The sequence below is a fragment of the Parasedimentitalea maritima genome (genome assembly GCF_005771405.1).
Taxonomy (GTDB): Bacteria; Pseudomonadota; Alphaproteobacteria; order Rhodobacterales; family Rhodobacteraceae; genus Parasedimentitalea; species Parasedimentitalea maritima.
Window position 1 is genome coordinate 443,485 of sequence record NZ_VAUA01000003.1, and the last position, 23,585, is coordinate 467,069.

The following is a 23,585-nucleotide window of genomic DNA, read 5'->3' on the forward strand; positions in this document are numbered from 1 at the left end:
CAAATACCAACAATTGCTTTCGAAATTTTTCAAACAAAATCAAAGAAATAAAACTTACTAAAAAATTAGTTTGACAAAAACGAAGATCAAATGAAAGCTATGTAACAGTCAGGTACCGCAGAGTACTTCTGACATATTATACCTTAGGGAGGTGACAAGATGCGCAAGTATCTTCTCTCCGCTGTTGCAGCGTCTGCTGTAGTTGCGGGATCAATAGGGCATGCCGACGAGGCCGCTGCCAACAAATGGATTGACGAGGAATTCCAGCCCTCGGTTCTGACCAAGGACGAACAGCTGGCGGAAATGCAGTGGTTCATCCAAGCCGCCGCGCCTTTTTCCGGCATGGAAATCAACGTGCTGTCCGAGGGCATTCCGACACACAGCTATGAATCCGAAGTTTTGACCAAGGCCTTTGAGGAAATCACTGGCATCAAGGTCAACCACCAGATTCTGGGTGAAGGCGAAGTTGTGCAGGCGGTTCAGACCCAAATGCAAACGCAGCGGAACCTGTATGACGCTTACGTCAATGACTCGGATCTGATCGGCACCCACTCGCGTCTGCAACTGGCTTACAACCTGACCGACTTTATGGCAGGCGAAGGCGCTGACGTGACCAACCCCGGCCTGGATCTCGAAGACTTCATGGGCACCCAGTTCACCACTGGCCCCGATGGGGATCTGTACCAGCTGCCCGATCAGCAGTTCGCCAACCTGTACTGGTTCCGCAAGGACTGGTTCGACCGCGCCGATCTGCAGGAAGCCTTCAAAGCCAAGTACGGCTATGATCTGGGCGTTCCCGTCAACTGGTCGGCCTATGAGGACATCGCGGAGTTCTTCTCCAAGGACGTCAAGGAAATCGACGGCACAGCCATCTATGGTCACATGGACTATGGTAAGCGCGCGCCTGATCTTGGCTGGCGTATGACCGATGCATGGCTGTCGATGGCTGGTGCTGGTTCAAAAGGTGAGCCAAACGGTGTGCCAATCGACGAATGGGGCATCCGCATGGAAGCCGGTTCCTGTAACCCATCGGGCGCAAGTGTCACCCGTGGTGGGGCTGCAAACGGTCCAGCTGCGGTTTATGCGATCCGCAAATGGGACGAATGGCTGCGGGCCTATGCGCCTCCAGGTGCTGCCAGCTTTGACTTCTACCAGTCGCTGCCAGCCCTAAGCCAGGGCAACGTTGCCCAGCAGATCTTCTGGTACACAGCGTTCACTGCCGATATGGTGAAGCCACAGTCCGAAGGCAACAACACCGTTGACGCCGAAGGGACACCCCTGTGGCGGATGGCGCCCAGCCCACACGGCCCATACTGGGAAGAAGGCCAGAAGGTTGGCTATCAGGACGTTGGCTCCTGGACGATCCTCAAGTCTACTCCGCTGGATCGTGCCAAGGCTGCATGGCTCTACTCGCAGTTCGTGGTCTCCAAGACTGTGGACGTCAAGAAAAGCCACGTTGGCCTGACCTTCATCCGCGACAGCTCAATCAACCACGAGAGCTTCTCGGAGCGGGCTGGCAAACTGGGTGGTCTGGTCGAATTCTACCGTTCGCCTGATCGTGTTGCCTGGTCGCCGACTGGTATCAACGTTCCTGACTATCCAAAGCTGGCCCAGATCTGGTGGCAGCAGATTGGTGACGTCAACTCGGGTGCGTTCACACCACAGGAAGCCATGGATCGTCTGGCCGAAGAAATGGACATCACCATGGGCCGCATGCAGCGCGCCGATGAGGCTGCCAATGTCTACGGTGGTTGTGGTCCACGTCTGAACGACGAAAAAGACGCGGACTGGTGGATGGCCAATGGTGGCGCCAAGCCAATGTTGGACAACGAAAAGCCAGCTGGTCAGACAGTCAACTATGACGATCTGGTCGCGCGTTGGGCCACTGAGTAACAGGACCTCCCTGATGGGCTGAACCCAGCAATTGTTCAGCCCTGTTGCCCCAGAGATCCCCTCGGTCTCTGGGGCACATTATCCCAAGAACGCGCAACATCGCGCGCAACAGGCCACCTGCCGGAAAGCCCCACCAAGATGGCTCTCGAATTAAAATCTGTGACCAAGCGCGTCGGCGCCAATTTGCACGTCAAGGAAACTTCTCTTGTCCTGCACCCCGGTCACTTCAATGTCCTGTTGGGCGCAACTGGATCTGGTAAGACCTCTCTGATCAAACTGATGGCAGGGCTTGACCCATTGGCCAGCGGTGAGATCTGGATGGATGGTCAGAACGTTTCCAAGCTCAATACTCAGAAACGCAACATCTCTTTGGTGCACCAGTTTTTCATCAACTACCCGCACATGACTGTGTATGAAAACATCGCCTCGCCGCTCAAGGTTGCGGGCATGGCCAAGTCTGAAATCCAGGGCCGCGTCGAAGAGGCTGCCGATATTCTGCAGTTGCGGCCAATGCTGCAGCGGATGCCACATGAATTGTCCGGTGGCCAGCAGCAGCGCACCGCGCTGGCCCGTGCCATCGCCAAAGAAAGCAAGGCCGTCTTCCTCGACGAGCCGCTGGCCAACCTTGACTACAAGTTGCGCGAAGAGCTGCGCGATCAGTTGCCCGAGCTGTTTGCTGGCCGCGGTGCGGTGGTGGTCTATGCCACATCAGAGCCGGAAGAGGCCCTATTGCTGGGCGGTCAAACCGCATTGATGGAAGATGGCCATGTGACCCAGTTTGGCGTCACCGCCGACATTTACCGCAATCCGGCGAATGTGTCTGCCGCCGCCGTCTTCTCGGACCCGCCAATCAATACGGCCTCAATTGTCAAACAAGGTTCAACAGCCACCCTGAACGCAGGGGTAAGCTGGGAGCTGACCGGCGATGCAGCAGGCCTGTCGGATGGGGATTACACCATTGCAATTCGTCCGCACCACATTGTGCCAATTGCCAACGACAAAGCCAAAGTTCGCATGTCTGGTCGCGTCCAAGTGACGGAATTGTCTGGCTCCGAAAGCAGCGCCCACTTTGAGATGGGCACTGGCAGCTGGGTGTCCCTGGCCCCCGGTGTTCACCCCTATCAGGTGGGCGAAATGCATGAATTCTTTATGGACCCTACGGCGGCATATGTCTTTGCCCCCGATGGCTCCCGCGTGGCGTGAGGCGCAATAATGGCTAAAATTACACTCTCCAAGCTACGTCACAGCTACTACCCCACCCCCAAACAGCCGTCGGACTATGCGCTGAAGGAAATCGATCTCGACTGGAACGACGGTGGAGCTTATGCGCTGCTGGGGCCTTCTGGCTGTGGCAAATCCACCCTACTCAACATCATTTCCGGCTTGCTTGTCCCTTCCGAAGGACAAATCCTGTTTGATGGTAAGGACGTAACAGAACTCACACCGGACAAACGCAACATCGCACAGGTGTTCCAGTTCCCGGTGATCTACGACACCATGACGGTTTACGATAACCTCGCCTTCCCGCTGCGTAACCGTGGCCGTGACGAAGAGACAGTCAAAACACGCGTCATGGCCATCGCCGAAATGCTGGAAGTCACCGATATGCTGGACACCAAGGCCGCAGGCCTAAGTCCGGACAACAAGCAGAAAATCTCGATGGGACGCGGATTGGTGCGCGAAGACGTCAACGTTGTGATGTTCGATGAGCCGCTCACAGTGATCGACCCACATCTAAAGTGGAAATTGCGGTCCAAGCTGAAAGAACTGCATCAGCGCATCAAAGCAACGATGATCTACGTCACCCACGACCAGACCGAGGCACTGACCTTTGCCGATCAGGTAGTGGTGATGCAGGACGGCGAAGTTGTTCAGATCGGCACCCCGGTTGAACTGTTCGAGCGCCCCGCACATACCTTTGTAGGCCACTTTATCGGCTCGCCCGGTATGAACGTGCTGCCCTGCACCTTGACCGACGGGCAGGCCTATTTCGGTGATCAACTGGTTGCTCTGGAAGGTGCCATTATCGGCGAGCCCAACGGCCGCACAGAAATCGGCATCCGCCCCGAATTTGTGGCGCTAGCCGCCAGCGGCCTGCCTGCCACGGTCAGTAAGGTCTCAGACGTTGGCCGCCACACAGTGGTGGAATGTGACGCGAACGGCAGCAAGATCAGCGCCATCATTGACGGTGCAGGCCCAGAAAAAGGTTCACCTGTGTTTCTCAATTTCCAACAAAACCAGACCCGACTGTATGTCGACGGCTGGATAGCCACCCAATCGCAAGAGGCACAGTCATGAAAACCGTAAACCAGAAGGCCTGGTTCTTTGTGCTGCCGGTGTTGGTGCTGGTCGCCTTTAACGCACTGATCCCAATGATGACGGTGGTCAACTATTCGGTGCAGGAAACCTTTGGCAACAACGTGTTCCTGTGGCAAGGGCTGGACTGGTTCCAGCAGTTGCTGACCGAAGAACGGTTCTACAAGGCGCTGGGGCGTCAGTTCATGTTCACTGGGTTGATCCTGATAATCGAGATTCCACTGGGCATTGCAATTGCCCTGGCGATGCCACGCCAAGGCATCTGGGTGCCGGTCTGTCTGGTGCTGATGGCGCTACCGATGCTCATCCCATGGAACGTTGTTGGGGCAATGTGGAACATCTTCACCCTGCCCGACATTGGCCTGCTGGGCTATTTCCTGAACAATGTGCTGGGCATCAACTATGACATGACACAGGACCCGATTGCCGCCTGGATCACCATCATTACGATGGATGTCTGGCACTGGACTTCGCTGGTTGTACTGCTGGCCTATGCCGGATTGGTGTCGATCCCGGATGCCTATTATCAGGCCGCCAAAATCGACGGCGCCTCTAACTGGTCAGTTTTCCGGTTCATCCAACTGCCCAAGATGAAACCGGTGCTGACCATCGCCATCCTGCTCAGGTTTATGGACAGTTTCAACATCTATACCGAGCCCTTTGTGCTCACCGGTGGTGGCCCCGGCAACTCGACCACGCTGTTGTCTATCGATCTGGTGAAACGCGCCCTTGGCCAGTTTGACCTTGGCCCGGCTGCGGCGATGTCGCTGATCTACTTTGCAATCACTCTCTTGGTTTCTTGGCTGTTCTACACGCTGATGACCAAAGATGACCTGAACTAAAGGAGACCGTGGAGATGAAAAAACGATCCATCGTCCCAATCATTTACATCCTGTTCCTGCTGCTGCCAATCTACTGGCTGGTCGCGATGAGCTTTAAGACCACAAACGAGATCCTGGGTGGGTTCTCTCTGTTCCCACAGACTTTCACGCTGGAAAACTACAAGGTGATTTTCACCGATCCGACCTGGTACTGGGGCTATATCAACTCGATCTCTTATGTGACCCTGAACACGGTGATTTCGATCACCGTGGCGCTGCCAGCCGCCTATGCGTTCAGTCGCTACCGCTTTCTGGGTGACAAGCAGCTGTTCTTCTGGTTGCTGACAAACCGCATGGCACCGGCGGCGGTGTTTGCCCTGCCCTTCTTCCAGCTCTACTCGGCGTTTGAAATGTTCGACACCTATCTGGCGGTTGCACTGGCCCACTGCCTGTTCAACATCCCACTGTCAGTCTGGATCCTCGAAGGATTTATGGGCGGCGTACCAAAAGAGCTGGACGAAACGGCCTATGTGGACGGCTATTCCTTTCCACGCTTCTTTGCCACCATCTTTATCCCCTCGATCAAGGCCGGCGTCGGCGTTGCCGCCTTTTTCTGCTTCATGTTCTCATGGGTGGAATTGCTGCTGGCCAAGACGCTGACCGCAGTCGCAGCCAAGCCCATCGCGGCCATCATGACCAAAACTGCCTCCAGTGCCGGCTACGAGTTGGGCCTGCTGGCGGCGGCGGGTACACTGACAATCATTCCGGGCGCAATCGTGATCTACTTTGTCCGTAACTATATCGCGAAGGGTTTCGCGATGGGGAGAGTATAATGCTTTCATGGATGGCCTGGACCTGGCCCACAGCACTGGTCTTTATCGGTATATTCTCTGCGATCGGCGTGCTGATCCTGCTCGAAATCCGCACCCCTGGCGGCGACGAACGCAAAGGTGTGCTGGGGCTCACCACCACCCGCGGCGACCGGCTATTCATCAGCCTGCTCGGCACCAGCTATATCTTCCTGGCTTGGCTGGGGCTGTTCGGAATGCCATTGTGGGGACCCTTGGTTCTGTCAATTGGGTGGGGGGTCTTCTGCTTTCGCAAGGTCTAACCCAACCTGTACGCAACGCCGGATCTGGGGCAAAGTCGTTCCCAGATCCTTCACAACAAACCATCCTCTAATAATTTAGTTTTCAAACACAACTCCCCTGCCTAAGATGGCGAAACCACAAAAAAACGGACCGGACACCAGACCCTATGCGAAAAAAGCAGGACAATTCGCTTCTGACCGAGGTTGAACTCGAATTCATGACCGTGGTCTGGGCAACAGGTGGTGGTACTGTGCGTGACATCTTGGCTGAACTGAACAAAGTCCAGGAACGCGCCTATACCTCTGTGGCGACAGTGCTCAAAATCATGGAGCAAAAAGGGTTTCTGGCCAGTGAGCGCCTTGACCGCTCGCTGATCTACCGGGCTGCGGTCCCCAAGGCAGACTATCAAAAAACAACACTCAAAAACCTTTCGAGCAAACTCTTCAATGACACCCCTGCTGCGCTGGTGGCGCGTCTGGTCGACGATGAAGAGGTGACCGACGATATGCTCGTGGAGATGCGGGCGCTCTTGAATGAAAGGTTGGGGGACAATGCAAGCTGAGGCTCTTTTAAACGCCTATATCGACCTGAATTTACTTCTGCTTGGCGGTGCAGCGATCTGGCTTGGATTGCGGCGATTGCTGATGCGCAGAGGTCTGGGCAATGCGTTTCTTCCTCAGTTAAAACTGCTCAATCGCCTGACGGTGTTGCTAATCGCCTCCCCTTTGCTTGCATTGGCTTTCACCACTTGGGTTGTACCGCATCCGCCAAATATCTCCGATCTGTTGGTATCGCAATATTTGCAGGGCCATGTCAGCATGAGCGCCAGCCATTTTGAAGCCATCCTGGGCCTGCGTGAAGATCTGGTGCGTAACCTGCTCACCCAGCAGCTCCCTTGGACCCAAGCACTGGCCCTGGTCTTTTTCTTTGGTGCCGGGCTTTGTACTCTGCATGTCATTACCTCCGTTTGGCGTCTGCAGCGCAGCCTGCGTGGAGCCTTCTTATGGAAACAGATCGGACGGGTTCAGCTTTGCTTCAGTGACACCGCCTCGGTGGCCTATTCCACGCGAGGAGTGTTCAATCTGTATGTGGTCTTGCCTTCGTCTCTCTTAAACGACAGCCGAGACTTGCGGCTGACGGTGGCCCACGAACTCCAACATTTCCGCCAACGCGACATTGAATGTGAGTTTCTACTGGAAACCCTGCGGCCCATCCTGTTTTGGAACCCGGCCTTTTACCTGTGGCGCAGTGAAGTGCGTACCCTGCGTGAACACGCCTGTGATCAAGCGCTGATGGCGCGGCCTCATTTTGACGCACGCGCTTACTGTGAATGCCTGATCCGCGCCTGTGCAATGGCCGCTCAAGATCGCGTCTTTTTCACCCGGCAAAGCCCAGCCGTAGCACTCGTGGATCGTCGTGAAACCCGCCGCAGCGCCACCCTGGAGCAGCGCATTTTGGCGGTGACGGCAAAACAGTTTCAAGGCGAACACAGCAACAGCTGGGCGATGCTTTCAGTGCTTCTGGTCGGTGCCGTGCTGGCAACAACCCTACTAATGCAGCGCCCCCGTGACTGGAGCCACGACCGTTTGATGCTGTCGACCATCGTAAACCTTGAACGCATGAACAGTCGCAGCTCTGATGGCGCCAGCGCCTTTCAGGGCGGATTTGTGGTAACACTCGATTGATCAGCTCTTAGCTGGCCAATTCGACTTCATCGAGACCCGGCGCCCGCACCCACGACAGCAACTGACTGGCCACAGGTGGCAAGGCCACGGCTGCGCCGCCTGTGAACTCTTCGAACGCTGCCCTGTTCATCGCGTTGGTCCCGACCAGCACAGGAATACCCAAAGCCAGCGCCTCGGCAATCAAGTCGCGAAACCCGCGCCCTTCAGCTTCGTGTTTGCCAAATTTGTTGACGATCAGAATCTCAGCGCCGTTGACCAGCCCGGTGCTTGCCATAACGATGGCGGTTTCCAGTGCGCTTGGATCCAGACGACACCCGCGCGCCTCTTTGCCCAGTGACTGCGAAATGCGGATTATCGGCCCATCCGGTAATACCTGCACATCCATGTCGCAGCGGTGGCTGTCGGCGCGGTCTGTGTTGATCTGCACAGTGCCACAGGTTTTGATCCCCTGCGCCTGCAGGTCTTTCGCCACCTCAGCCAGCAGTAAATCAGTGTCACCGCGCCCAGAGGCCATTGTATAGGCGATCTTCATCATCAGGTTTTCCTTAGTACTTGAAGGGCATAAATTCGACCAACCCGCCCTCTGGGATGGAGTCAGTGTCAGCAGGAATAAAAACCAGCCCATCTGCCCCGGTTAGGCGCGATACGCGGGCCGATTGGGTGTCCGCCGGACAACTCACCACTTCACGTCCCAAACCGTCAAAGCCAGATAGGGTGGCCAAACGCAACTCGCAACGCCCGGTTCGGTGGCGAAGTGGAGCAGCGGTCACAACATGGCGTCGTTTCGATTTTCGTGTCGTGCCCTTGCTCAATCCGTTCATCAACCGGCTGCCAAACAGCGTCCAGGTAACAAATGCCGAGACCGGATTGCCCGGCAACCCCAACCAGTAGGCGGACCCGATTTTTCCAAAAGACACGGGCTTGCCGGGCTTGATCGCAACGCCGGAAAACGCCATCTTGCCACTCAGCTGCTCAATTGCTGGCTTCACGAAATCTGCAGCGCCAACAGAGATGCCACCGGTCGTGACAATCATATCCACCTGGTGTGCCAGCCTAGCCAGTGTATCGCGCAGCGCAGGCAGGCTATCACCGCCTTGATGAACCTGCACAACCTCCCCGCCAGAAGAGCGGATGGCAGCAGTCAACATAGGCGCGTTTACATCCCAGATTGCGGATACATCCAGATCTGTACCCGGTGCGCGCACCTCGTCTCCGGTCGTCAGGATCGCCACCCGTGGTCGCCGTTGGGCCAGAACGGTACTGCACCCAGCAGCTGCCAAAACGGCGACTTCTGGCGCGCCCAACCTTTGACCGGATGTTATGATCTGCTGGCCTGGTGCCATGTCTTCCCCGGCAAACCGAATGTTGGCCTTGGGTTTAGGACGGATGGTAAGGGTGATGTGATCCCCAATGCGGGTCACATTTTCCTGCATCACCACCGCATCTGCACCCAGCGGCAGTGGCGCGCCGGTGAACAGCTGAACCGCCTCTCCCGGCATCACAGATGTCTCCAACGGACTGCCTGCCCGAACACAGGTTGTAACCTTAAGCCGCCAAGGTGCTGGCCCGCTAAAATCAGCAGATCTCACCGCGTAGCCATCCATCGCTGAATTGTCGAAGGGTGGTGTCAGCGTCTGCGCGGTAACAGCCTGCGCAAGAATGCGCCCCTGCACCTGATCCAGAGCAACACAATCCGTATCGGGCAGCGGCGCAACCCAGTCCGTAATCAGGTCAAGAGCATCGGCGATGGAAGTCAGGCCCTGCGGTAAATCAAGAGCATCACAGCCGCATCCTGCGGTCTCTAGGGGTTGCATGATGGTCATTGGCTGTGATGTTCCTTTTGCTGTCGGGTTGATGTCAGCTGGCCGCCAAAGCGTCCAATATGATGAAATTGGCACGGCCCTCCTCGCCAGTATTTAACCGGCGCACTGCTTCAGCCTGCATGTCGTCAGACCGTTTCAGTGCCCATGCAAGGGTATCCACGCGCCCAGCGGAAAAGACCTGAGCAATGGCCTGTGCTGACAGGTTTTTATCACCACTGTCCAAGGCTGTGGATAGGGCGGCATGACGCACGGACACAGCTGTATCTGATATAAATGGGAGCAAACGTTCATCACTCAGCTGGGCAACCGCATCCGCCCGCACCAATGCATCTTGATCTTCCAGCGCCTGAAGCAGGTACCTATCCAACTGATCGGCCAAAATCAGTACCTTCAAGGCCTCGCGACGCACCTCGGGTGAAGCATCACACAATGCCATTGGAGCAGCCTGCGCCGCCTCGAAACAACTTGGGAAGCCAGTGGTCAATGCCCGCCATGAGGCTATGCGAATACGATCTGATGATGCGGTGATCTGTGACGCCACCGCCGCGGCAACCCGCACAGATCCCAACGCTCGCGCGGCCTCGATTGCAGCACAGCTCAGGTCTTCACCAACAGCGTCTGGTCCTTCAATTGCGACTCGATTTTTCTTACCCTTGGGCTTGGATTTCGCAGCCTGTGCCTCTGCCTCGGGGGTAACAAACTGTAATGCAGCCAGAGTTGATCCGGTAGCAGGAACATCACTCTCAGCAGGATCCTCTTGCAGGATCTCACCCTCTTCGCTGATACGAAGGTTTGAGGGTGCGTCCTCTTTGGGCGTGCCAACATCCGGTGCCACCCCGAGATTCAGAACCTGCACTTTGTCCTCTTCATCCAATTGGGTGCCTCCAATTGCGTGCACCAGAATGTCCAAAGCAGTGTGATCACCGGCCTGTGCCAGCGCTTTGATCTCGTGCAGAGCCACCAGCCGCACCTGCTGACTGCGATCTGCAAGCAATTCGCCCAAGATCTCGGACATTGCTGGACCACCTATGCCGCCAAGACCACGAATAGCCGCCAATCGAGCTTCGATGGGACGGTCCGCATCACTCGCCAGCGCATTCAACGGTCCCGCCGCGCGCTGTGGCGCGACTTTGGGGAGCAAGGTTGCTGCCGCTGGGGTCAAAACCGCACCGCCATTCAGCAGCCAAGCCAGAATATTATCTACCAACATATCGTGCAGGTAGTCGGGCAGTGGCAATTCCAACTGTTCCAACGCCGTCGCCTGTACTCTCTCTGACGGGTCCGCCAGGGCAGCAATCACCCATTCAGGGCGAGATTGGGCAAATTGGACCAGCCCTGCTAGGCGCAGATCTTGTGAAACATCTTGCAGCGTTAGTTGTTCGGCCTTTGGATCATCAGCAGATAACAGCGACAAGCCCAACAACCGCAACGCCACATCGTCGGCTCCGGTCAATCGATCAAGATGGGGGCGCAACAGGTCCGGGTCCACATCAGCCAATGCGTCCGCCGCACGTTTTCGCGCCAAACCTTTGCCAGCCTCAACCGTGGCCAGCAGCCAGACCAGACCTTGTTGTCCCAACTGCGCCAATGCCCGGAACACCGGGATGTCCAGCGTCTGGCCCATTTCGTCATTCAACGCCGCCAGCAAATCATCAATGCTATCACTTGCACCCAATGTGCCCAGAGCGTTGATCGCAGCGATCTGGATATCCATCCAGTCGTCCCAATCAGCGATCTCATCCTCCCAGACAACGCTGTCTTCACATTTGCTAAGCGCCAGTGCCCGCAATTGCGGGATACATTTGGTGTCCTTCAATGCCACCAAAATCTGGATCGCAGCAAGCTTGACCTCGCGCACGGGATCAGCTTGCAGAGACTCCAGGATCATGTCGACATCTTTGGCCTGTGCCAACGGAGCCAACGCCTCGATGGCGTCGCTGCGAATGTCCGGATCCCCGTCGCGGATCAGTTCCAGGAGCACCTCGCGGCTGCGCGGGTCATCTTGACCATTGCGACCCAAGGCCCGCACTGCGGCACATCGGATCACCTCATTTTCACTTTGAACATGAGGCAAGATTGCGGACGTGATGTCTGTGGTTCGGATCGGATCGGCCAGCATGGGGTGCCTCATATCTTTCGTCAGGAATTAGGGGATCTCCGGCGACGGGGTGTCGCCGGAGATCAGCTACTTAGGCGATGTCACGCCGGGCAAAAGACATGGACCGGAACTGGTGCTTGTAGGGGCTTTCACCCATTTTACGCACTTTGCCGACACCCATCTTGAAGTTGTAGTTGCCGCTGATCCAATCCACGACCCGCCCCGACAGCGCATTGGCTGGCTGAGAGGTGTGCAGGAAGTCCATATAGCCAAGGTTTTCCTTAACCGCAGGGGTGACAATCGCCACCGCAGTGATCGAGGCATTTGTCAGCTCGATATGGCCATTCTTAAGCAGGGAAGCAAAATCGAAATCATCCCCTTCGACCCCCACGATGGTATCAGTCTGCACTGGGATCCGGTCCGAGTAGACCTGCACATAGTCACCACTTTCAATGCCCTGTGCTTCGGCCACTTTTGGATGGATCTCGATCCAGTTTTCCGGCCAGCGCTGCACAATGTACGGACGGCGGCGGTCATCGTAACCCGACTGCCAGCGTTCATTGATACGACCCGACGAGATCCAAAGCTCGCCTTCACGCGGTTTCAGCCACTCCCAATAGGATGCAAACAGATCCCATGGCGCCTTCTGAATGTTGCACTTGCCGGTCTGACTGTTGAAATGAGTCAGCTTCTTGTTAAAGACGTTGCTCCCTACAGGTCCCTCAGCTGGGAGAACCCGGTTCACATCGTGCAGACGCTTGGTGCCTTCCAGCGAGCCATCAGCGCGCATCAGCACCGGCCCCTGGATGCCATTAGTCCCAAACTCTCCCAGTTTTTCATGCAGGGTCTTGCCTTCGCGGTGTGCCGCGATCTTGACCATGTTGAAGTCTTTGCGTGAGCCACGACTGTGGCGGGCCCCTTCTTCGAGGACCTCGTTGGAATTGGTCCAATCGAACCCTTCAAAGCCCATTTTCTGCGACAGCTGTGCAATGATCCACCAATCCGGTTTCGCCTCACCCGGTGCATCGTAGAACTTGGGATACAGACGGATCCGGCGTTCACCGTTGGCGCGGGTAAAGTTCTCTTCCCCCCACCCCGAAGCCGGGAACACGATATCGGCATAGCGCGCGCCAATTGGGTCAACCAGATAGATGTCCTGGTTCACCACCACGGTGCCACCACTGTCAGCGCGCTTGACCAGCGTGTCGATGATGTCCTGCTTGTCAAAGCTGGTCACCTGATGTGGGTTACGGACTGTCAACTCTTCGAACTTGGCCTGCAGAGACTGGGTCCCACACATCGCCTGCACCCAGGTGGTGCCGATGACATGGGCAAACCGGGTGTGTCCCGACATGAAATACCGGTCGGTATCCATCGCGCGACGGCGACGTCCCGGCAGTTTTTCAGGCGACTTGTTGCGGGGATACCCACCGCCACGTAGACCACCACGCTGGTGGCCACCAGCCCGGCCGATCACCTGACCCGGACGACCACCACAGCCACAGGCAATGCCCAGCGCGGAAATCGCCTGAGTGTTGCCGGTGTTGTTGGACCAGTAGAAGCCCTTTTCGATCATGATCGACGTTTTTGGGCGTGTCCCATCGGCTTTGGGTTTGGCCATCCATTCGGCAGCGGTGTAGATTTTCTGCACGTCGATCTGGGCTATCTCGGCAGCTTTTTCAGGCACCGAGTAGTCCTGCGCCAGCAGCCATTCTTTCCAGTCGTCAAACCCCTTAGTCTGGAATTTGCCCCAGGTTGTGCGCCACTGCCACGGGGTGTTCCGTGTCCCCTGGCCAAAGCCTGATGAGCTTTCCCATTTGTTGTTGACCCAGTTTTTAATCCATTCGTCGTCCTGCCAACCGTTTTCGACGATAACCCGGGCAATCGCCAGAACTACCGGCAAATCGGTACCGGGCTGGATATCCAGCAACATGCCACCGTGCTTTTCAGCAAAGGCAACACCACCGGTACTGCGTGGCAGCATGAAGATCGCCTTTTGCCCGTTCTGAATGGCCGGCATGATGTAGTCGGTATAGAGAATGGTTTTCGACTCGTAGGGGTCGGTGCCACACATCAACAGCGTATCGGCCTCGGCCCAGTCATCATAGCTGGGGCCAAAGTTATCAAACCCTGCATCCCGGAAACCCGGTGTCGACGATACGTCTGACGGGGTATCGTGGAAGGTGAAGTTTGCGGTCCGAATATTGCCCAGCGCATATTTGGTGATCGCGTAGGTGTTCTCCATGTAGCCATAGGAGAACGTTTTAACACCGTAGGCATTGGTGCCGTGTTTCTTCAGAACATCGAGACCAACAGCGGCGGCAATATCCAACGCGAAATCCCAGGTAACAGGCATCAACACACCAAACATCCGAACCATCGGCGACTTAAGCCGGTCGCGAGTTGGGGTCTGTGGGTTATAGACTTTTTTCGCCAGTGCACCGCCACGGATCGACGAGTTGCCGCTATAATTGACGAACTCGGTATCCTTGTCGGGAATGATGACCACATGGTGGGGTTCGCCGTTGTGCAGCACGATGTTGTGCTGGTTTGGAGCGACCCATGGGCCCAGTGGCGACACTGGAAAATCCTCGCCAAAGGCGTTCTGATCCGCCAGCGGACCACCCATGTGGCCCCCGCGCACCGGCCAGCGATAGACTTTGTAGCCACAGGCTACGACACAGTAGTCACACGCAGTCGAGATAATCTCGGCGTCTGGTGGCGGCAGTGGGATAGATTCTTCTGGTACATAATATGGTGTAGACATTGGTGTACCTCCTTACGCCTGAAGATTGTCAAAGCGGCCATAGATCAGGCCAAACATGCCGACGGCGTAAATGTCGTCGCCATCCACTTCCAAGAGCACCTGCGGCAACGATTGATAGGCTTGGCCGGAGATAAAGATCCCGTGCCGTGTCAGATCAAACGTTGTCAGGTGCAGCGGGCACGGTCCCAGCGCCTTGTCGGCCGCTTTATAGGTGCCCTGCAGCGGACCACCCTGGTGGGTGCAAGTATAGTTGAAGGCCACAACGTCCTTGTCCGAACCAATGCCGCCTCCGGCTTCTTTGCCAAGTTTGACAAGGATGGATTCCGCGTATTGACCTTCGTCCGGATATTCAAAGTCGAAGGGTTCATCGGTCTTCAACTCGCTCAGTTTGGCGATGAACTTACGGGGGTAAGTTGAGATCACCGCCGGGGTCTGGGCCTCTGGGGCACCAGGAATACCAACCATGACCATTGAGGTTGCAATGCCACCGGACAGCAGGACCTGACGCCGGTTCATCAGACATTTGCGGGTGCCTGCCTTGGCAGCTTCACCGTTTTCACCGTTGATTGCGGCAGCGATTTTGGGATCGAGTACAGTCATTCTCAGATCTCCTTTCAGTTCGAGGCCGCAGGAAGCGGCTGCATCACAGGGATTTCAGGTTCTGCTGGCAGAAGTTCTTCGCCCGACAGGCTTTCGAGGAAGGCTACGAGGTCGTCCATTTCACCGTCTGACAGGCCCAAGGGCTGGATCAGATCGGATTTGTTTTTGGAGAACTCGTTCTCGCCACCACCATCGTTGTAGAACTCCACAACATCGCGCAGCGTCTCCAGCATGCCATTGTGCATGTAGGGATAGGTGTATTGCGTGTAACGCAGCGACGGCACACGGAACTTACCTTTGTCGGTGCTTTGCTTAGTACGGAAATACAGACCCGGATCATCCTTGGTGGTCCGGTACATCTCTTCAGTTGACCCTTTAGCATAGAGCTCAAAGCGGTAAGTGATCTGCGCGATTGGATCGTCTTCCCAGCCGTCGAATGGCGGCACGCCAAGGTTATAATAGGCCTCGTTGGTCAACATCGGGCCGCTGTGACACGAGACACAATTACCTTTGCCGGTGAAGACATCCAAACCGCGCAACTGCTGCTCGGTCAGCGCCGCATCGTCACCACGCATATAGTTGTCGAACGGGGTATCTGTTTGCACAATGGTCCGCTGATAAGCAGCAATCGCATCATAGGCGTGACGGATGTTGGGCCAGTCATCACCAAACACCTCCGCAAAGGCTTCGCGGTATTCTGGCACAAAGGCCAGACGGGCCTCCATCATGTCGTCTTCGCCATTGCCAGCAACGCCACCTCGGGCTGCAGATCGAGCCTGATGTTCCAGTGAACCGGAAGCACCGGCCCAGAACAGTTTGCCATAGTAGGCCGAGTTCACAATCGTCTGGCTGTTACGCCAGTGCGTGGTGCCCGGATACCCAAAGCTGATTTTGTCCTGAATGGCCCAACCTGCGTCTGGCAAGTGGCATGCCGAACAGGGCATCGAATAATTGCCCGACAGGATCGGGTCAAAGAACAGCTTTTCGCCCAGCGCGATCTTTTCCGGGGTCATCGGATTGTCTGCCGGGATTGGTGGCGGGCCCAGTGCCTCGAGTTCTGCGGGGCGGTCACTTGCCAGCGCAGTAGACGCGCTCAGCACGGCAAGGCCTGCAATAAGTGGGGTAATGCGTTTCATATCCTTGCCTCCTTAGTTGTTCACGTTGCGCCAGTCTTCGATCAGTTGGTAATCGAAGTCATCTCCCGGCCAGACGTAGGCCTCGGTCTCAAAGCTGTCGCCACTCAGCGCCTCCAGGAAGGCAACCAGATCGCCCTTCTCGCTCGGCTTCAGGCCAAGAGGTTTCAGGATGGCGCTTTTGTTGACATCTTCGCCGCCACCGGCGTCATAGAAGTCCACCACCTCTTCCAGCGTCTCGATCATACCATTGTGCATATAGGGCGCGGTGTAGGTCAGTTCGCGCAGACTGGGTGTCAGGAAGGTCCGCTTGGTTTCTTCCCTGTGGGTGCGGACATATGCGCCCAGATCTTCGCGGATGTTCATGTAGTTTTCGACCCCCATGAACTTGGCGTAAGACACAAACACCGAGTGACGTTCAGGATCATTCCAGATGTCGGGGTTGTTTGGCACTCCGGTGTTATGAGGCTGGTCGTCGGTGAACCGTTCGCCCGCGTGACAGGTTGAACACTGCCCCTTGCCTTCAAAAATACCCTGCCCCCTTTGTGCGGCAGCGGACATCTCGCCGGTATCCACGGGTGCGTTACGCGACACGATGGTTTTCAGAAATGCCTGCAGCGCATTCCGCGCCCCACCGTTGGAGGGTTCTCCGTAACCGGCTGCATCGAACATTTCGACATAGACTACATCTTGCTTCAACCGTTCCTGCATGATGCGCATATCCATGTTCATCATATGGGTTTCGGTAATCATCTCTCGGGCAACATCGTTCAGGTTGGTCCCCAGCTTGCCGTCATGCAGCCAAGCCGCGCGATAGCCGGTGTTGGCCAGAGTAGGCGCATTCCGGAAATGGGCACCACCGGTATAGGCCTGTGATAGGGCCTCGCCATCGGTAAAGGCCTTATCGGCCTGGTGGCAGCTGGAACACGACAGGCTGGTGTCACCTGACAAGCGGGTATCATAAAAAAGTCTCTTCCCCAGCTCCGCCTGCGCCGGGTTCACCTCCAATGGATCCAGTGGCGTGACCGCCTCTTGGGCCCACGCGGCACCGCTGGTCAACAGCGCGCCGGCAAGTAGGGTTCGTAGCAACATGGACTTGTCCTCTCCCGGTTTCGTGCCTGCAGGAGGAAATGTTCCGGCTGAAGGCGACTACATTTATTCAACCGGGAGGTAATTTGCTTTGTGGTCCCGGCAAGTGAACTGCCTTGGTGACCATTGAAACCGGAGATTCGGAGTGGCTGTCAGGGCTGCTCGCCGCAAATGTAACGGAACAGCCCCCCCAAGATGTTGTGGGCAGTGTGACGAGATATGCGCAGTTGTGACGAGATGTGACGAAGGGATCTATTACGCGATGTCACAGCGTTAAAAGCTCCAATCCAGAGGAAAGCCCTATTCGGCGCTGATACTGTCTAACAAGTGACGGAGCTTTTTGGCCAGGGTGGCCGGATCCACAGGTTTATCCAACACTTCGGGCTGTTCACCAGGCACCACAATGGTGTCGGGTTTGTATCCTGAACAAAACAAAACCGGAATGTTCGGTCGCAATCCACGGATTTCTGTCACCAGCGCCTCTCCACTCAAATCCGGCATCATCAGATCCGACAAAATGACATCAAACCGATCAGGCCACTGACGTATGCGCTCCAACGCCACCAGCGGTGAAGTGAAGGCTTCGACCCGGTATCCAAGCCTTAGCAAGATACGACGGAGCGTTCCCGCAATTTCCATATCATCATCAACCAGCATAATGGTTTCATGCCCGCGCGGCAGCTCAGGTCGGTCGCGTTCCTCGGTCAATGCCTGTTCCGAACTCGCGGGCAGCAAAACTGAGAAACACGTGCCCTGCCCCCGGGTGCTCTCAACTGTGATTTGGCCGCCAATTTCTTCAACCAAGCCATAGACAACAGCCAACCCAAGCCCGGCACCTTTTCCCAAAGGTTTCGTGGTGAAGAACGGTTCAAACAGACGTGCACGGGTGCCTTCGCTCATGCCGGGACCATCATCGCGCACTGTTAGCAGCACCCAGCCATCATCACGCGGAGCAAAACCCTGTGGTGGGTTGCTGGCGGCAAATCCAATCTCAATTGTTCCATCTTCTGCCCCAATGGCCTCACTTGCGTTGCGACAGAGGTTCATCAGGATCTGATGCAAATGGGTAGGGTCGCCCAGCACAGCCAGCGGCCCGGAGGTGTCACAGCGCAGCCGGATCATCGGAGGCATCGAAGCGCGCAGCAACCGGGAGACTTCGCTTACGATCTCACTGAGGTCCACCGCTTGCGGCTGGCCCGGTTCACGCCGGGCAAACGTCAGCAACTCACGCACTAGATTTTGCGCCCGACGGGCCGCAATGTCGATATGCTCGATTTCACCCGCAAGGTCGCTGCCATCATCAGCATCAAGCGCAGCCAGGTGAGAGGCCCCAATAATCGTAGTCAGAATATTGTTGAAATCGTGGGCAATACCACCCGACAACTGCCCGACCGCTTCCAGTTTTTGAGCCTGAATCACCTGATCACGGGCATGGCGTTTTTCAGTGATGTCCTCCCCTGATGCTATAAAGTTCTGAATGGTTCCATCAGCGGCAACCAGTGGCAGAATTGTGGTTTCAACCCAGTATTCAGAACCGTCCTTCTTTCGGTTCAAGAACACCCCGGTCCAGCTTTTGCCCTCTAGCAATCGCTGGCGCAGCAATTCGTAATTGGCGGCTGAGGTTCGACCCGATTGCAAAAAGGCAGGTGTTTCACCTATCACCTCATCGCGACGCCAACCTGACAGGGTTTCAAATTTCTTATTCACATATTGAATTCGCGCATCGGTATCGGTGACCACGATCGTCGCCGGACTTTGCTCAACTGCGGTCGCGAGTTGAGATTCGGACCGTTGCAGGCGACGACGTTCTCGTAATTCCAGCGCCAGCTGTGACACGGCCCCGCGCAGGTACTGAACCAACAGATAAATCATACCAGCGATAACCAGTGCGGTCAGTGCAAGTGCCAACACAGACATGAAACCAATCAGGATCAATTGTTGACCCTCGTCCACCGCCGCCACAATACGTCGGCTGGACGCGGTTTGAATGTCATTCCAAATCTGTTCCAACGTCGCCAATGCGCCAATTGCAGCTGTATCATCAACCTGCACCAACTGGTCTGTTTGGGCGACATCCCAGCCTTCGGCTGTAGCCTGCTGTGCAATCTCCAACCGGGCCTGATACACTCGAATAGTGCCCAGAATAGTCGCCAAGGCTGCGCGTTCATGCTCACTCAGTTGTAGCTGTTTAAACTCCTCGACCACCACGTAGAACTGGTCGATCTGCGCCTGAGTTTGGGTCAGGTAAACCGGATCCTGTCGCAGGACGTAGTTCTTGAAATTATGGATGATGCCGCCGTAACCCAAATGTTCACGCAGGGAGCTGATCAGAATTCCTTTTCGTTCTGCCCCTCCGGAATATTCCGTCCAACTGGAATCGATCTCCCGAAACTGCTGACGGGTCTTTATCCCAAGGGCGACGCCCAGCAAAACAGTCACAGCAATCAATGCAAGTGCAGCCACAGCAATCAAACGCGGCCAGATCAGACGGGTGGAATAGGGATCAGAGTTCATGAAATAGTCATGGGCATCATTGTCAGCACCTGCAAGGGTCGCTATCAGGCAAATCAAATTTGGAGAGCCAGCGTGACAGAACATGTTCTGGTCGTAGATGACGACAGCCAGCTGACCGCGTTCTTAGAACGCTTTTTCAGGAAGCACGGGTATCGTGCCTCAACAGCCAGCACTGCCGGGCTGGTGTTTCGCGAAATGCAAAAACATGACTTTGATTTGATTGTTTTAGACCTGAACCTGCCGGACGATGATGGGTTAGAGGTCGCGCGCAAAATTCGCAAAACGTCAGATGTACCAATCATCATGCTAACTGGTCGCGATGATGTTTTTGACAAAATCATCGGTCTGGAAATTGGCGCTGATGACTATATGACCAAACCCTATGAACCGCGGGAGTTACTGGCGCGTGTCCGTTCGGTTCTCCGTCGCAAGGTCGACCCAACCACAGAAATTGACGCCAGTGATGCAGCGGTCCGTTGGTTGCGGTTTGATGACATTGAACTGGACACCCTGAAGTCCACAGCGCGGCGGATGTCAGATAGCGCGGATCTGGGCCTGACCAGCACCGAGTTTGCCCTGGCCAAGGCCTTGGCCGAAGCCGCCGGAGATGTCCTGACACGAGATCGGATCATGGATTTGGTCTATGGTAACTCTGTGACTGCGACAGACCGGGCTATCGATGCTCACATCGCGCGCCTTCGGCGCAAGTTATTAGTACAGGACAATGAGACCAGTGTTATTCTGACGGTTCACGGTGCAGGCTATAAGCTGGCCGAAACCGTAGTCAAAATTGCTCCATAGTTGCTTTGATGCGTTTCTTGGCCCAATCAGATTAATCCAGCTGCAAGTCTGTCAACAGGCGTCTGACAAGTTGAATGTCGGCCTTTCGTGACAATGTAGGCGCATGGCCAAAACCTGCAAACTCTGTTGCCCCGGGTTTGGGACCTTCTTTCTGCATTCTGGCAAGAATGTCTGGGGTCAGCAGGTCCGAGTTCTCGCCTCGAATAACATGGCATGGCAGTTTGATTTTCTTGTAGTTGTCCCAAGTGGACAGGTCGTCCAAATACGTCGCAAACTGCCGGATAATTTCGGGGTCATAATGCAGCGTAAACCTGCCTTGGCCTGTCCGCCGCACAGACGACCGGGTCATCCGCCGCCAGAATGCATCATCAGCAGGCCCAAACGGTGCGTAGGTGTTACGCAGCCATGCCTCCGCCTCAGAAAGCTGATCGAACTCAGGCAAATCAGCGGCATAGCGGATGATCCGGTCTGTGGCCGCTTGGGGGACTTCGGGACCGATGTCATTGATGATAAGGCAAGACAATCGGTCTGCAGAGGCCCCCGCAGCCAGATGCATTCCAATCAAGCCACCCATTGATGTCCCGACCCATGCGGCACGGTCCATTTGATAGTGGTCCAATAAAGCGACCGCATGATCTGCATAGGTATCTATGCGATAGGCAGTTTCAAACTTCGACGCCCAACTGGACAACCCACGGCCAATCGTATCCGGGCAAATTACAAAATACTCATCAGACAGGGCTGCGGCCAGTTCGTCAAAATCGCGCCCCGTCCGTGCCAGGCCATGCCACATCACCAAAGGTGAGTTGTCAGAATCGCCCCATTCGGTGACATGCAGTTCATGGCTCGCGGTTTTGACCAGGGAAAATCGTGGAGCCGTCATTTGGCAATCCCTTTCTGCATGATCGTTCCGGCAATTCCACGTGGAAAGAAGTAAACCAACAAAATGAAAATGATCCCCAGCCAGAGCAGCCAGCGATCTGGATTCAACAGCTCCGGCAGGATGGGAAGGTTAGATGTGGCTTCAGCCGCAGCGCCCATCAGGTCACGCAGATAGTACTGAGCAAGCACCATCAGAACCGCCCCAATCACCGCCCCCCACATAGTGCCCATGCCACCAATCACCACCATCAGCAGGATATCGATCATGATCGAAAAGCTGAGCATGGTATCCGGCCCGGTGTATTTCAGCCAAATGGCGTAGATTGTGCCGGCCAGCGACGCCGCAAGAGCTGCGATGCAGAACACAAAGGTCCGGTATGATACGACCCGATACCCGATGGCTTCGGCGCGCGCTTCATTTTCCCGGATCGCTTTGAGCACAGTCCCCAGTGGTGATCCAACCAGTCGGAACATCAGTACAAACAACGCCAGAGACGTTGCGAAGACAAAGTAATAGGCCGCCAGCTTGCCGTTCAGTTTGACCCCAAACAGCCGCAACACCTTGCCATCCTCATCCACTGCCAGCTTGGTGGCGGTCTTGAACAGCTGTGGGGCGCGATAGGTAATGCCATCTTCCCCGCCGGTGAAGTCAGAGAGCTGCGAGGCCAGGACCAACACTACCGAGGCAACAGCCAGCGTGATCATCGCGAAAAAGATTGCTTTGACCCGCAAGGATAGCAAACCGATGGCGACAGCTACGACGAGCGAGACCAGCATTCCAGCCAGTCCACCAACCATCACTGCATCCCAGCCCGGTCCCATCTGTTTCAACGCAATTGCAGCACCATAAGCCCCAAAGCCAAAGAACATCGTATGAGCAAATGACACGATGCCGGTATAGCCGATCAACAGATCATAGCTGGCAACCAGCACCACAAACACGCAGATCCGCGCTGCAACTTCTAGCGAGCGCACGTCCTGAAACAGGAACGGAGCAAACAACAATGCTGCGCCAATGGTCAGTACAGTGATCTTCACAATCAGGGCACCGGTGGAGTTTTGTTCAGTCATAGCACTCTCACTTCACAGCAGGGCGCAGACCACTGGGGCGCCACATAAGAATTGCCATCATCAGGATCATGTTCGAGGCCAGCGCCATTTTGGGCATCAGAAACCCGACATAGTTTCCCACCAGCCCAACCATGATGGCGCCTAGTAAGGTGCCTTCGATCGACCCCAGCCCGCCAATGATCACCACGATAAACACCACAATCATCATCTCGGCCCCAAGGGACGGCGAGATCAGTGTTTCGTAGCCGGCCCACATGGCGCCACCGAGTGTTGCCAGTGCCGATCCCAGCATAAAAACGCCAATGAACAGCCGGTCGATGCGAAAGCCCAATGCTTCAACCATCTCGCGATTTTCAACACCAGCGCGGATCAACAGCCCTATGCGGGTGCGGTTCAGGGTGAGGTAAAGCGCGACATAAACTGCCAGTCCCAACAGGAATGCAAAGATCCGGTAGATCTCGATCGACACGTCGCCAAGAATAATTGCACCTTCAAGAAATTGAGGGCGAGGTACGGCCATTGGTGTGCCGCCCCAGACCGCAAGGATCAACTGCTCGGCCACGATTAGCGCACCCATGGTAATCAGGATTTGGCGTAAGTGATCCTTGTAAACCGGGCGGATGATGACCGTTTCAAAAAACCACCCCCCGGCCAGCCCGACGATCAGCGCGGCAGTGAGAGCCAAAAACAGCGCCATCACATTCAGGAAAATACTATCGGCCCCCAGCCAACCGGCCAGCCATGTCAAAACGCTGGCAGCAACAAAAGCACCAAGACTAACAAAAGCCGAATGACCAAAGTTCAACACATCCATCAGGCCAAACACCAGCGACAAGCCAGAGGCCATCAGGAAGATCATCATCCCCATCGCCAATCCAGCAACGGTCAGCGTCACCCAGGACGACGGGACGCCAATCAAAACAAAAGCCACGGCTGCGACCGCAACCGGCAACAGGTTGACCCCGCCCATCCTAGCTAAAATCTGTGTCAGGTTTTTCATT

Annotated in this window: 20 protein-coding genes; 9 read left to right on the plus strand and 11 right to left on the minus strand. The window is 55.8% G+C overall.

The window, feature by feature from the left end:
* The first annotated feature begins 159 nt into the window (after window positions 1-159).
* The 8 genes from FEE96_RS08370 (at window position 160) to FEE96_RS08405 (ending at window position 7,806) form a co-directional block, all read left to right on the plus strand.
* Window positions 160-1,893 (plus strand): ABC transporter substrate-binding protein, encoded by a 1,734-nt coding sequence (locus FEE96_RS08370; protein ID WP_138162560.1) that lies wholly within the window; start codon window positions 160-162, stop codon window positions 1,891-1,893.
* Window positions 1,894-2,031: 138 nt separating this feature from the next.
* Window positions 2,032-3,096 (plus strand): ABC transporter ATP-binding protein, encoded by a 1,065-nt coding sequence (locus FEE96_RS08375; protein ID WP_138162561.1) that lies wholly within the window; start codon window positions 2,032-2,034, stop codon window positions 3,094-3,096.
* A gap of 9 nt (window positions 3,097-3,105) precedes the next feature.
* Window positions 3,106-4,191 (plus strand): ABC transporter ATP-binding protein, encoded by a 1,086-nt coding sequence (locus tag FEE96_RS08380; RefSeq protein ID WP_138162562.1) that lies wholly within the window; start codon window positions 3,106-3,108, stop codon window positions 4,189-4,191.
* On the plus strand, window positions 4,188-5,051 hold the full coding sequence (locus tag FEE96_RS08385; protein ID WP_138162563.1) for a carbohydrate ABC transporter permease: 864 nt from the start codon (window positions 4,188-4,190) through the stop codon (window positions 5,049-5,051). The genes FEE96_RS08380 and FEE96_RS08385 overlap by 4 nt, the downstream gene beginning before the upstream one ends.
* Window positions 5,052-5,065: 14 nt before the next feature.
* Window positions 5,066-5,863, plus strand: coding sequence for a carbohydrate ABC transporter permease (locus FEE96_RS08390; RefSeq protein ID WP_138162564.1), 798 nt, complete (start codon window positions 5,066-5,068; stop codon window positions 5,861-5,863).
* Entirely contained in the window at window positions 5,863-6,141 is a 279-nt protein-coding gene (locus tag FEE96_RS08395) for a DUF2160 domain-containing protein (RefSeq protein WP_138162565.1), read from the plus strand. The genes FEE96_RS08390 and FEE96_RS08395 overlap by 1 nt, the downstream gene beginning before the upstream one ends.
* Window positions 6,142-6,287: 146 nt before the next feature.
* A complete protein-coding gene (locus FEE96_RS08400) occupies window positions 6,288-6,683 on the plus strand; it encodes a BlaI/MecI/CopY family transcriptional regulator (RefSeq protein ID WP_138162566.1) in 396 nt (131 codons plus the stop codon).
* Window positions 6,673-7,806: a M56 family metallopeptidase gene (locus tag FEE96_RS08405; RefSeq protein ID WP_138162622.1), complete on the plus strand. Its 1,134-nt coding sequence runs from the start codon at window positions 6,673-6,675 to the stop codon at window positions 7,804-7,806. The genes FEE96_RS08400 and FEE96_RS08405 overlap by 11 nt, the downstream gene beginning before the upstream one ends.
* Window positions 7,807-7,813: 7 nt before the next feature.
* On the opposite strand, the gene FEE96_RS08410 is transcribed toward FEE96_RS08405, so the two are convergent.
* The 8 genes from FEE96_RS08410 to FEE96_RS08445 all read right to left on the minus strand — a co-directional run bounded on the left by FEE96_RS08410 (window position 7,814) and on the right by FEE96_RS08445 (window position 19,914).
* Window positions 7,814-8,338 (minus strand): DUF2478 domain-containing protein, encoded by a 525-nt coding sequence (locus FEE96_RS08410; protein ID WP_138162623.1) that lies wholly within the window; start codon window positions 8,336-8,338, stop codon window positions 7,814-7,816.
* Between the two features lie 13 nt (window positions 8,339-8,351).
* Window positions 8,352-9,629: a molybdopterin molybdotransferase MoeA gene (locus tag FEE96_RS08415; protein WP_138162567.1), complete on the minus strand. Its 1,278-nt coding sequence runs from the start codon at window positions 9,627-9,629 to the stop codon at window positions 8,352-8,354.
* Window positions 9,630-9,663: 34 nt separating this feature from the next.
* Window positions 9,664-11,748 (minus strand): HEAT repeat domain-containing protein, encoded by a 2,085-nt coding sequence (locus tag FEE96_RS08420; protein WP_171021655.1) that lies wholly within the window; start codon window positions 11,746-11,748, stop codon window positions 9,664-9,666.
* 70 nt (window positions 11,749-11,818) lie between these two features.
* Complete coding sequence (locus FEE96_RS08425; RefSeq protein ID WP_138162569.1) at window positions 11,819-14,494, minus strand: arsenate reductase (azurin) large subunit; 2,676 nt, start codon at window positions 14,492-14,494, stop codon at window positions 11,819-11,821.
* Between the two features lie 12 nt (window positions 14,495-14,506).
* Window positions 14,507-15,094, minus strand: coding sequence for an arsenate reductase (azurin) small subunit (locus tag FEE96_RS08430; protein WP_138162570.1), 588 nt, complete (start codon window positions 15,092-15,094; stop codon window positions 14,507-14,509).
* Between the two features lie 14 nt (window positions 15,095-15,108).
* Window positions 15,109-16,230, minus strand: coding sequence for a cytochrome-c peroxidase (locus FEE96_RS08435; protein WP_138162571.1), 1,122 nt, complete (start codon window positions 16,228-16,230; stop codon window positions 15,109-15,111).
* 12 nt (window positions 16,231-16,242) lie between these two features.
* The gene (locus tag FEE96_RS08440) at window positions 16,243-17,319 is read right to left on the minus strand and encodes a cytochrome-c peroxidase (protein WP_138162572.1); all 1,077 of its coding nucleotides are present in this window, start codon (window positions 17,317-17,319) and stop codon (window positions 16,243-16,245) included.
* 297 nt (window positions 17,320-17,616) lie between these two features.
* On the minus strand, window positions 17,617-19,914 hold the full coding sequence (locus tag FEE96_RS08445; protein WP_138162573.1) for a hybrid sensor histidine kinase/response regulator: 2,298 nt from the start codon (window positions 19,912-19,914) through the stop codon (window positions 17,617-17,619).
* Here FEE96_RS08445 and FEE96_RS08450 point away from each other — a divergent pair.
* A complete protein-coding gene (locus FEE96_RS08450; protein ID WP_171021656.1) occupies window positions 19,903-20,631 on the plus strand; it encodes a response regulator transcription factor in 729 nt (242 codons plus the stop codon). The two genes, FEE96_RS08445 and FEE96_RS08450, sit on opposite strands and share 12 nt — an antisense overlap.
* 31 nt (window positions 20,632-20,662) lie before the next feature.
* Here the strand turns inward: FEE96_RS08450 and FEE96_RS08455 are convergent, their stop codons facing one another.
* The 3 genes from FEE96_RS08455 to FEE96_RS08465 are packed head-to-tail and all read right to left on the minus strand — an operon-like array spanning window position 20,663 to window position 23,584.
* Entirely contained in the window at window positions 20,663-21,514 is an 852-nt protein-coding gene (locus FEE96_RS08455; protein WP_138162575.1) for an alpha/beta fold hydrolase, read from the minus strand.
* Window positions 21,511-22,584 carry a branched-chain amino acid ABC transporter permease gene (locus FEE96_RS08460; protein ID WP_138162576.1) on the minus strand — a complete coding sequence of 358 codons (1,074 nt, stop codon included), beginning with the start codon at window positions 22,582-22,584 and terminating at the stop codon, window positions 21,511-21,513. The genes FEE96_RS08455 and FEE96_RS08460 overlap by 4 nt, the downstream gene beginning before the upstream one ends.
* A 7-nt stretch (window positions 22,585-22,591) precedes the next feature.
* Complete coding sequence (locus tag FEE96_RS08465) at window positions 22,592-23,584, minus strand: branched-chain amino acid ABC transporter permease (protein WP_138162577.1); 993 nt, start codon at window positions 23,582-23,584, stop codon at window positions 22,592-22,594.
* Between the last annotated feature and the right edge of the window lies 1 nt (window position 23,585).

Coding starts and splice junctions, on each gene's coding strand:
- FEE96_RS08415 (WP_138162567.1), bottom strand. CDS start 9,629: ATGACCATCATGCAACCCCTAGAGACCGCAGGATGCGGCTGTGATGCT.
- FEE96_RS08425 (WP_138162569.1), bottom strand. CDS start 14,494: ATGTCTACACCATATTATGTACCAGAAGAATCTATCCCACTGCCGCCA.
- FEE96_RS08410 (WP_138162623.1), bottom strand. CDS start 8,338: ATGAAGATCGCCTATACAATGGCCTCTGGGCGCGGTGACACTGATTTA.
- FEE96_RS08380 (WP_138162562.1), top strand. CDS start 3,106: ATGGCTAAAATTACACTCTCCAAGCTACGTCACAGCTACTACCCCACC.
- FEE96_RS08440 (WP_138162572.1), bottom strand. CDS start 17,319: ATGTTGCTACGAACCCTACTTGCCGGCGCGCTGTTGACCAGCGGTGCC.
- FEE96_RS08375 (WP_138162561.1), top strand. CDS start 2,032: ATGGCTCTCGAATTAAAATCTGTGACCAAGCGCGTCGGCGCCAATTTG.
- FEE96_RS08385 (WP_138162563.1), top strand. CDS start 4,188: ATGAAAACCGTAAACCAGAAGGCCTGGTTCTTTGTGCTGCCGGTGTTG.
- FEE96_RS08465 (WP_138162577.1), bottom strand. CDS start 23,584: ATGAAAAACCTGACACAGATTTTAGCTAGGATGGGCGGGGTCAACCTG.
- FEE96_RS08370 (WP_138162560.1), top strand. CDS start 160: ATGCGCAAGTATCTTCTCTCCGCTGTTGCAGCGTCTGCTGTAGTTGCG.
- FEE96_RS08390 (WP_138162564.1), top strand. CDS start 5,066: ATGAAAAAACGATCCATCGTCCCAATCATTTACATCCTGTTCCTGCTG.
- FEE96_RS08460 (WP_138162576.1), bottom strand. CDS start 22,584: ATGACTGAACAAAACTCCACCGGTGCCCTGATTGTGAAGATCACTGTA.
- FEE96_RS08400 (WP_138162566.1), top strand. CDS start 6,288: ATGCGAAAAAAGCAGGACAATTCGCTTCTGACCGAGGTTGAACTCGAA.
- FEE96_RS08430 (WP_138162570.1), bottom strand. CDS start 15,094: ATGACTGTACTCGATCCCAAAATCGCTGCCGCAATCAACGGTGAAAAC.
- FEE96_RS08435 (WP_138162571.1), bottom strand. CDS start 16,230: ATGAAACGCATTACCCCACTTATTGCAGGCCTTGCCGTGCTGAGCGCG.
- FEE96_RS08405 (WP_138162622.1), top strand. CDS start 6,673: ATGCAAGCTGAGGCTCTTTTAAACGCCTATATCGACCTGAATTTACTT.
- FEE96_RS08395 (WP_138162565.1), top strand. CDS start 5,863: ATGCTTTCATGGATGGCCTGGACCTGGCCCACAGCACTGGTCTTTATC.
- FEE96_RS08455 (WP_138162575.1), bottom strand. CDS start 21,514: ATGACGGCTCCACGATTTTCCCTGGTCAAAACCGCGAGCCATGAACTG.
- FEE96_RS08420 (WP_171021655.1), bottom strand. CDS start 11,748: ATGCTGGCCGATCCGATCCGAACCACAGACATCACGTCCGCAATCTTG.
- FEE96_RS08445 (WP_138162573.1), bottom strand. CDS start 19,914: ATGTTCTGTCACGCTGGCTCTCCAAATTTGATTTGCCTGATAGCGACC.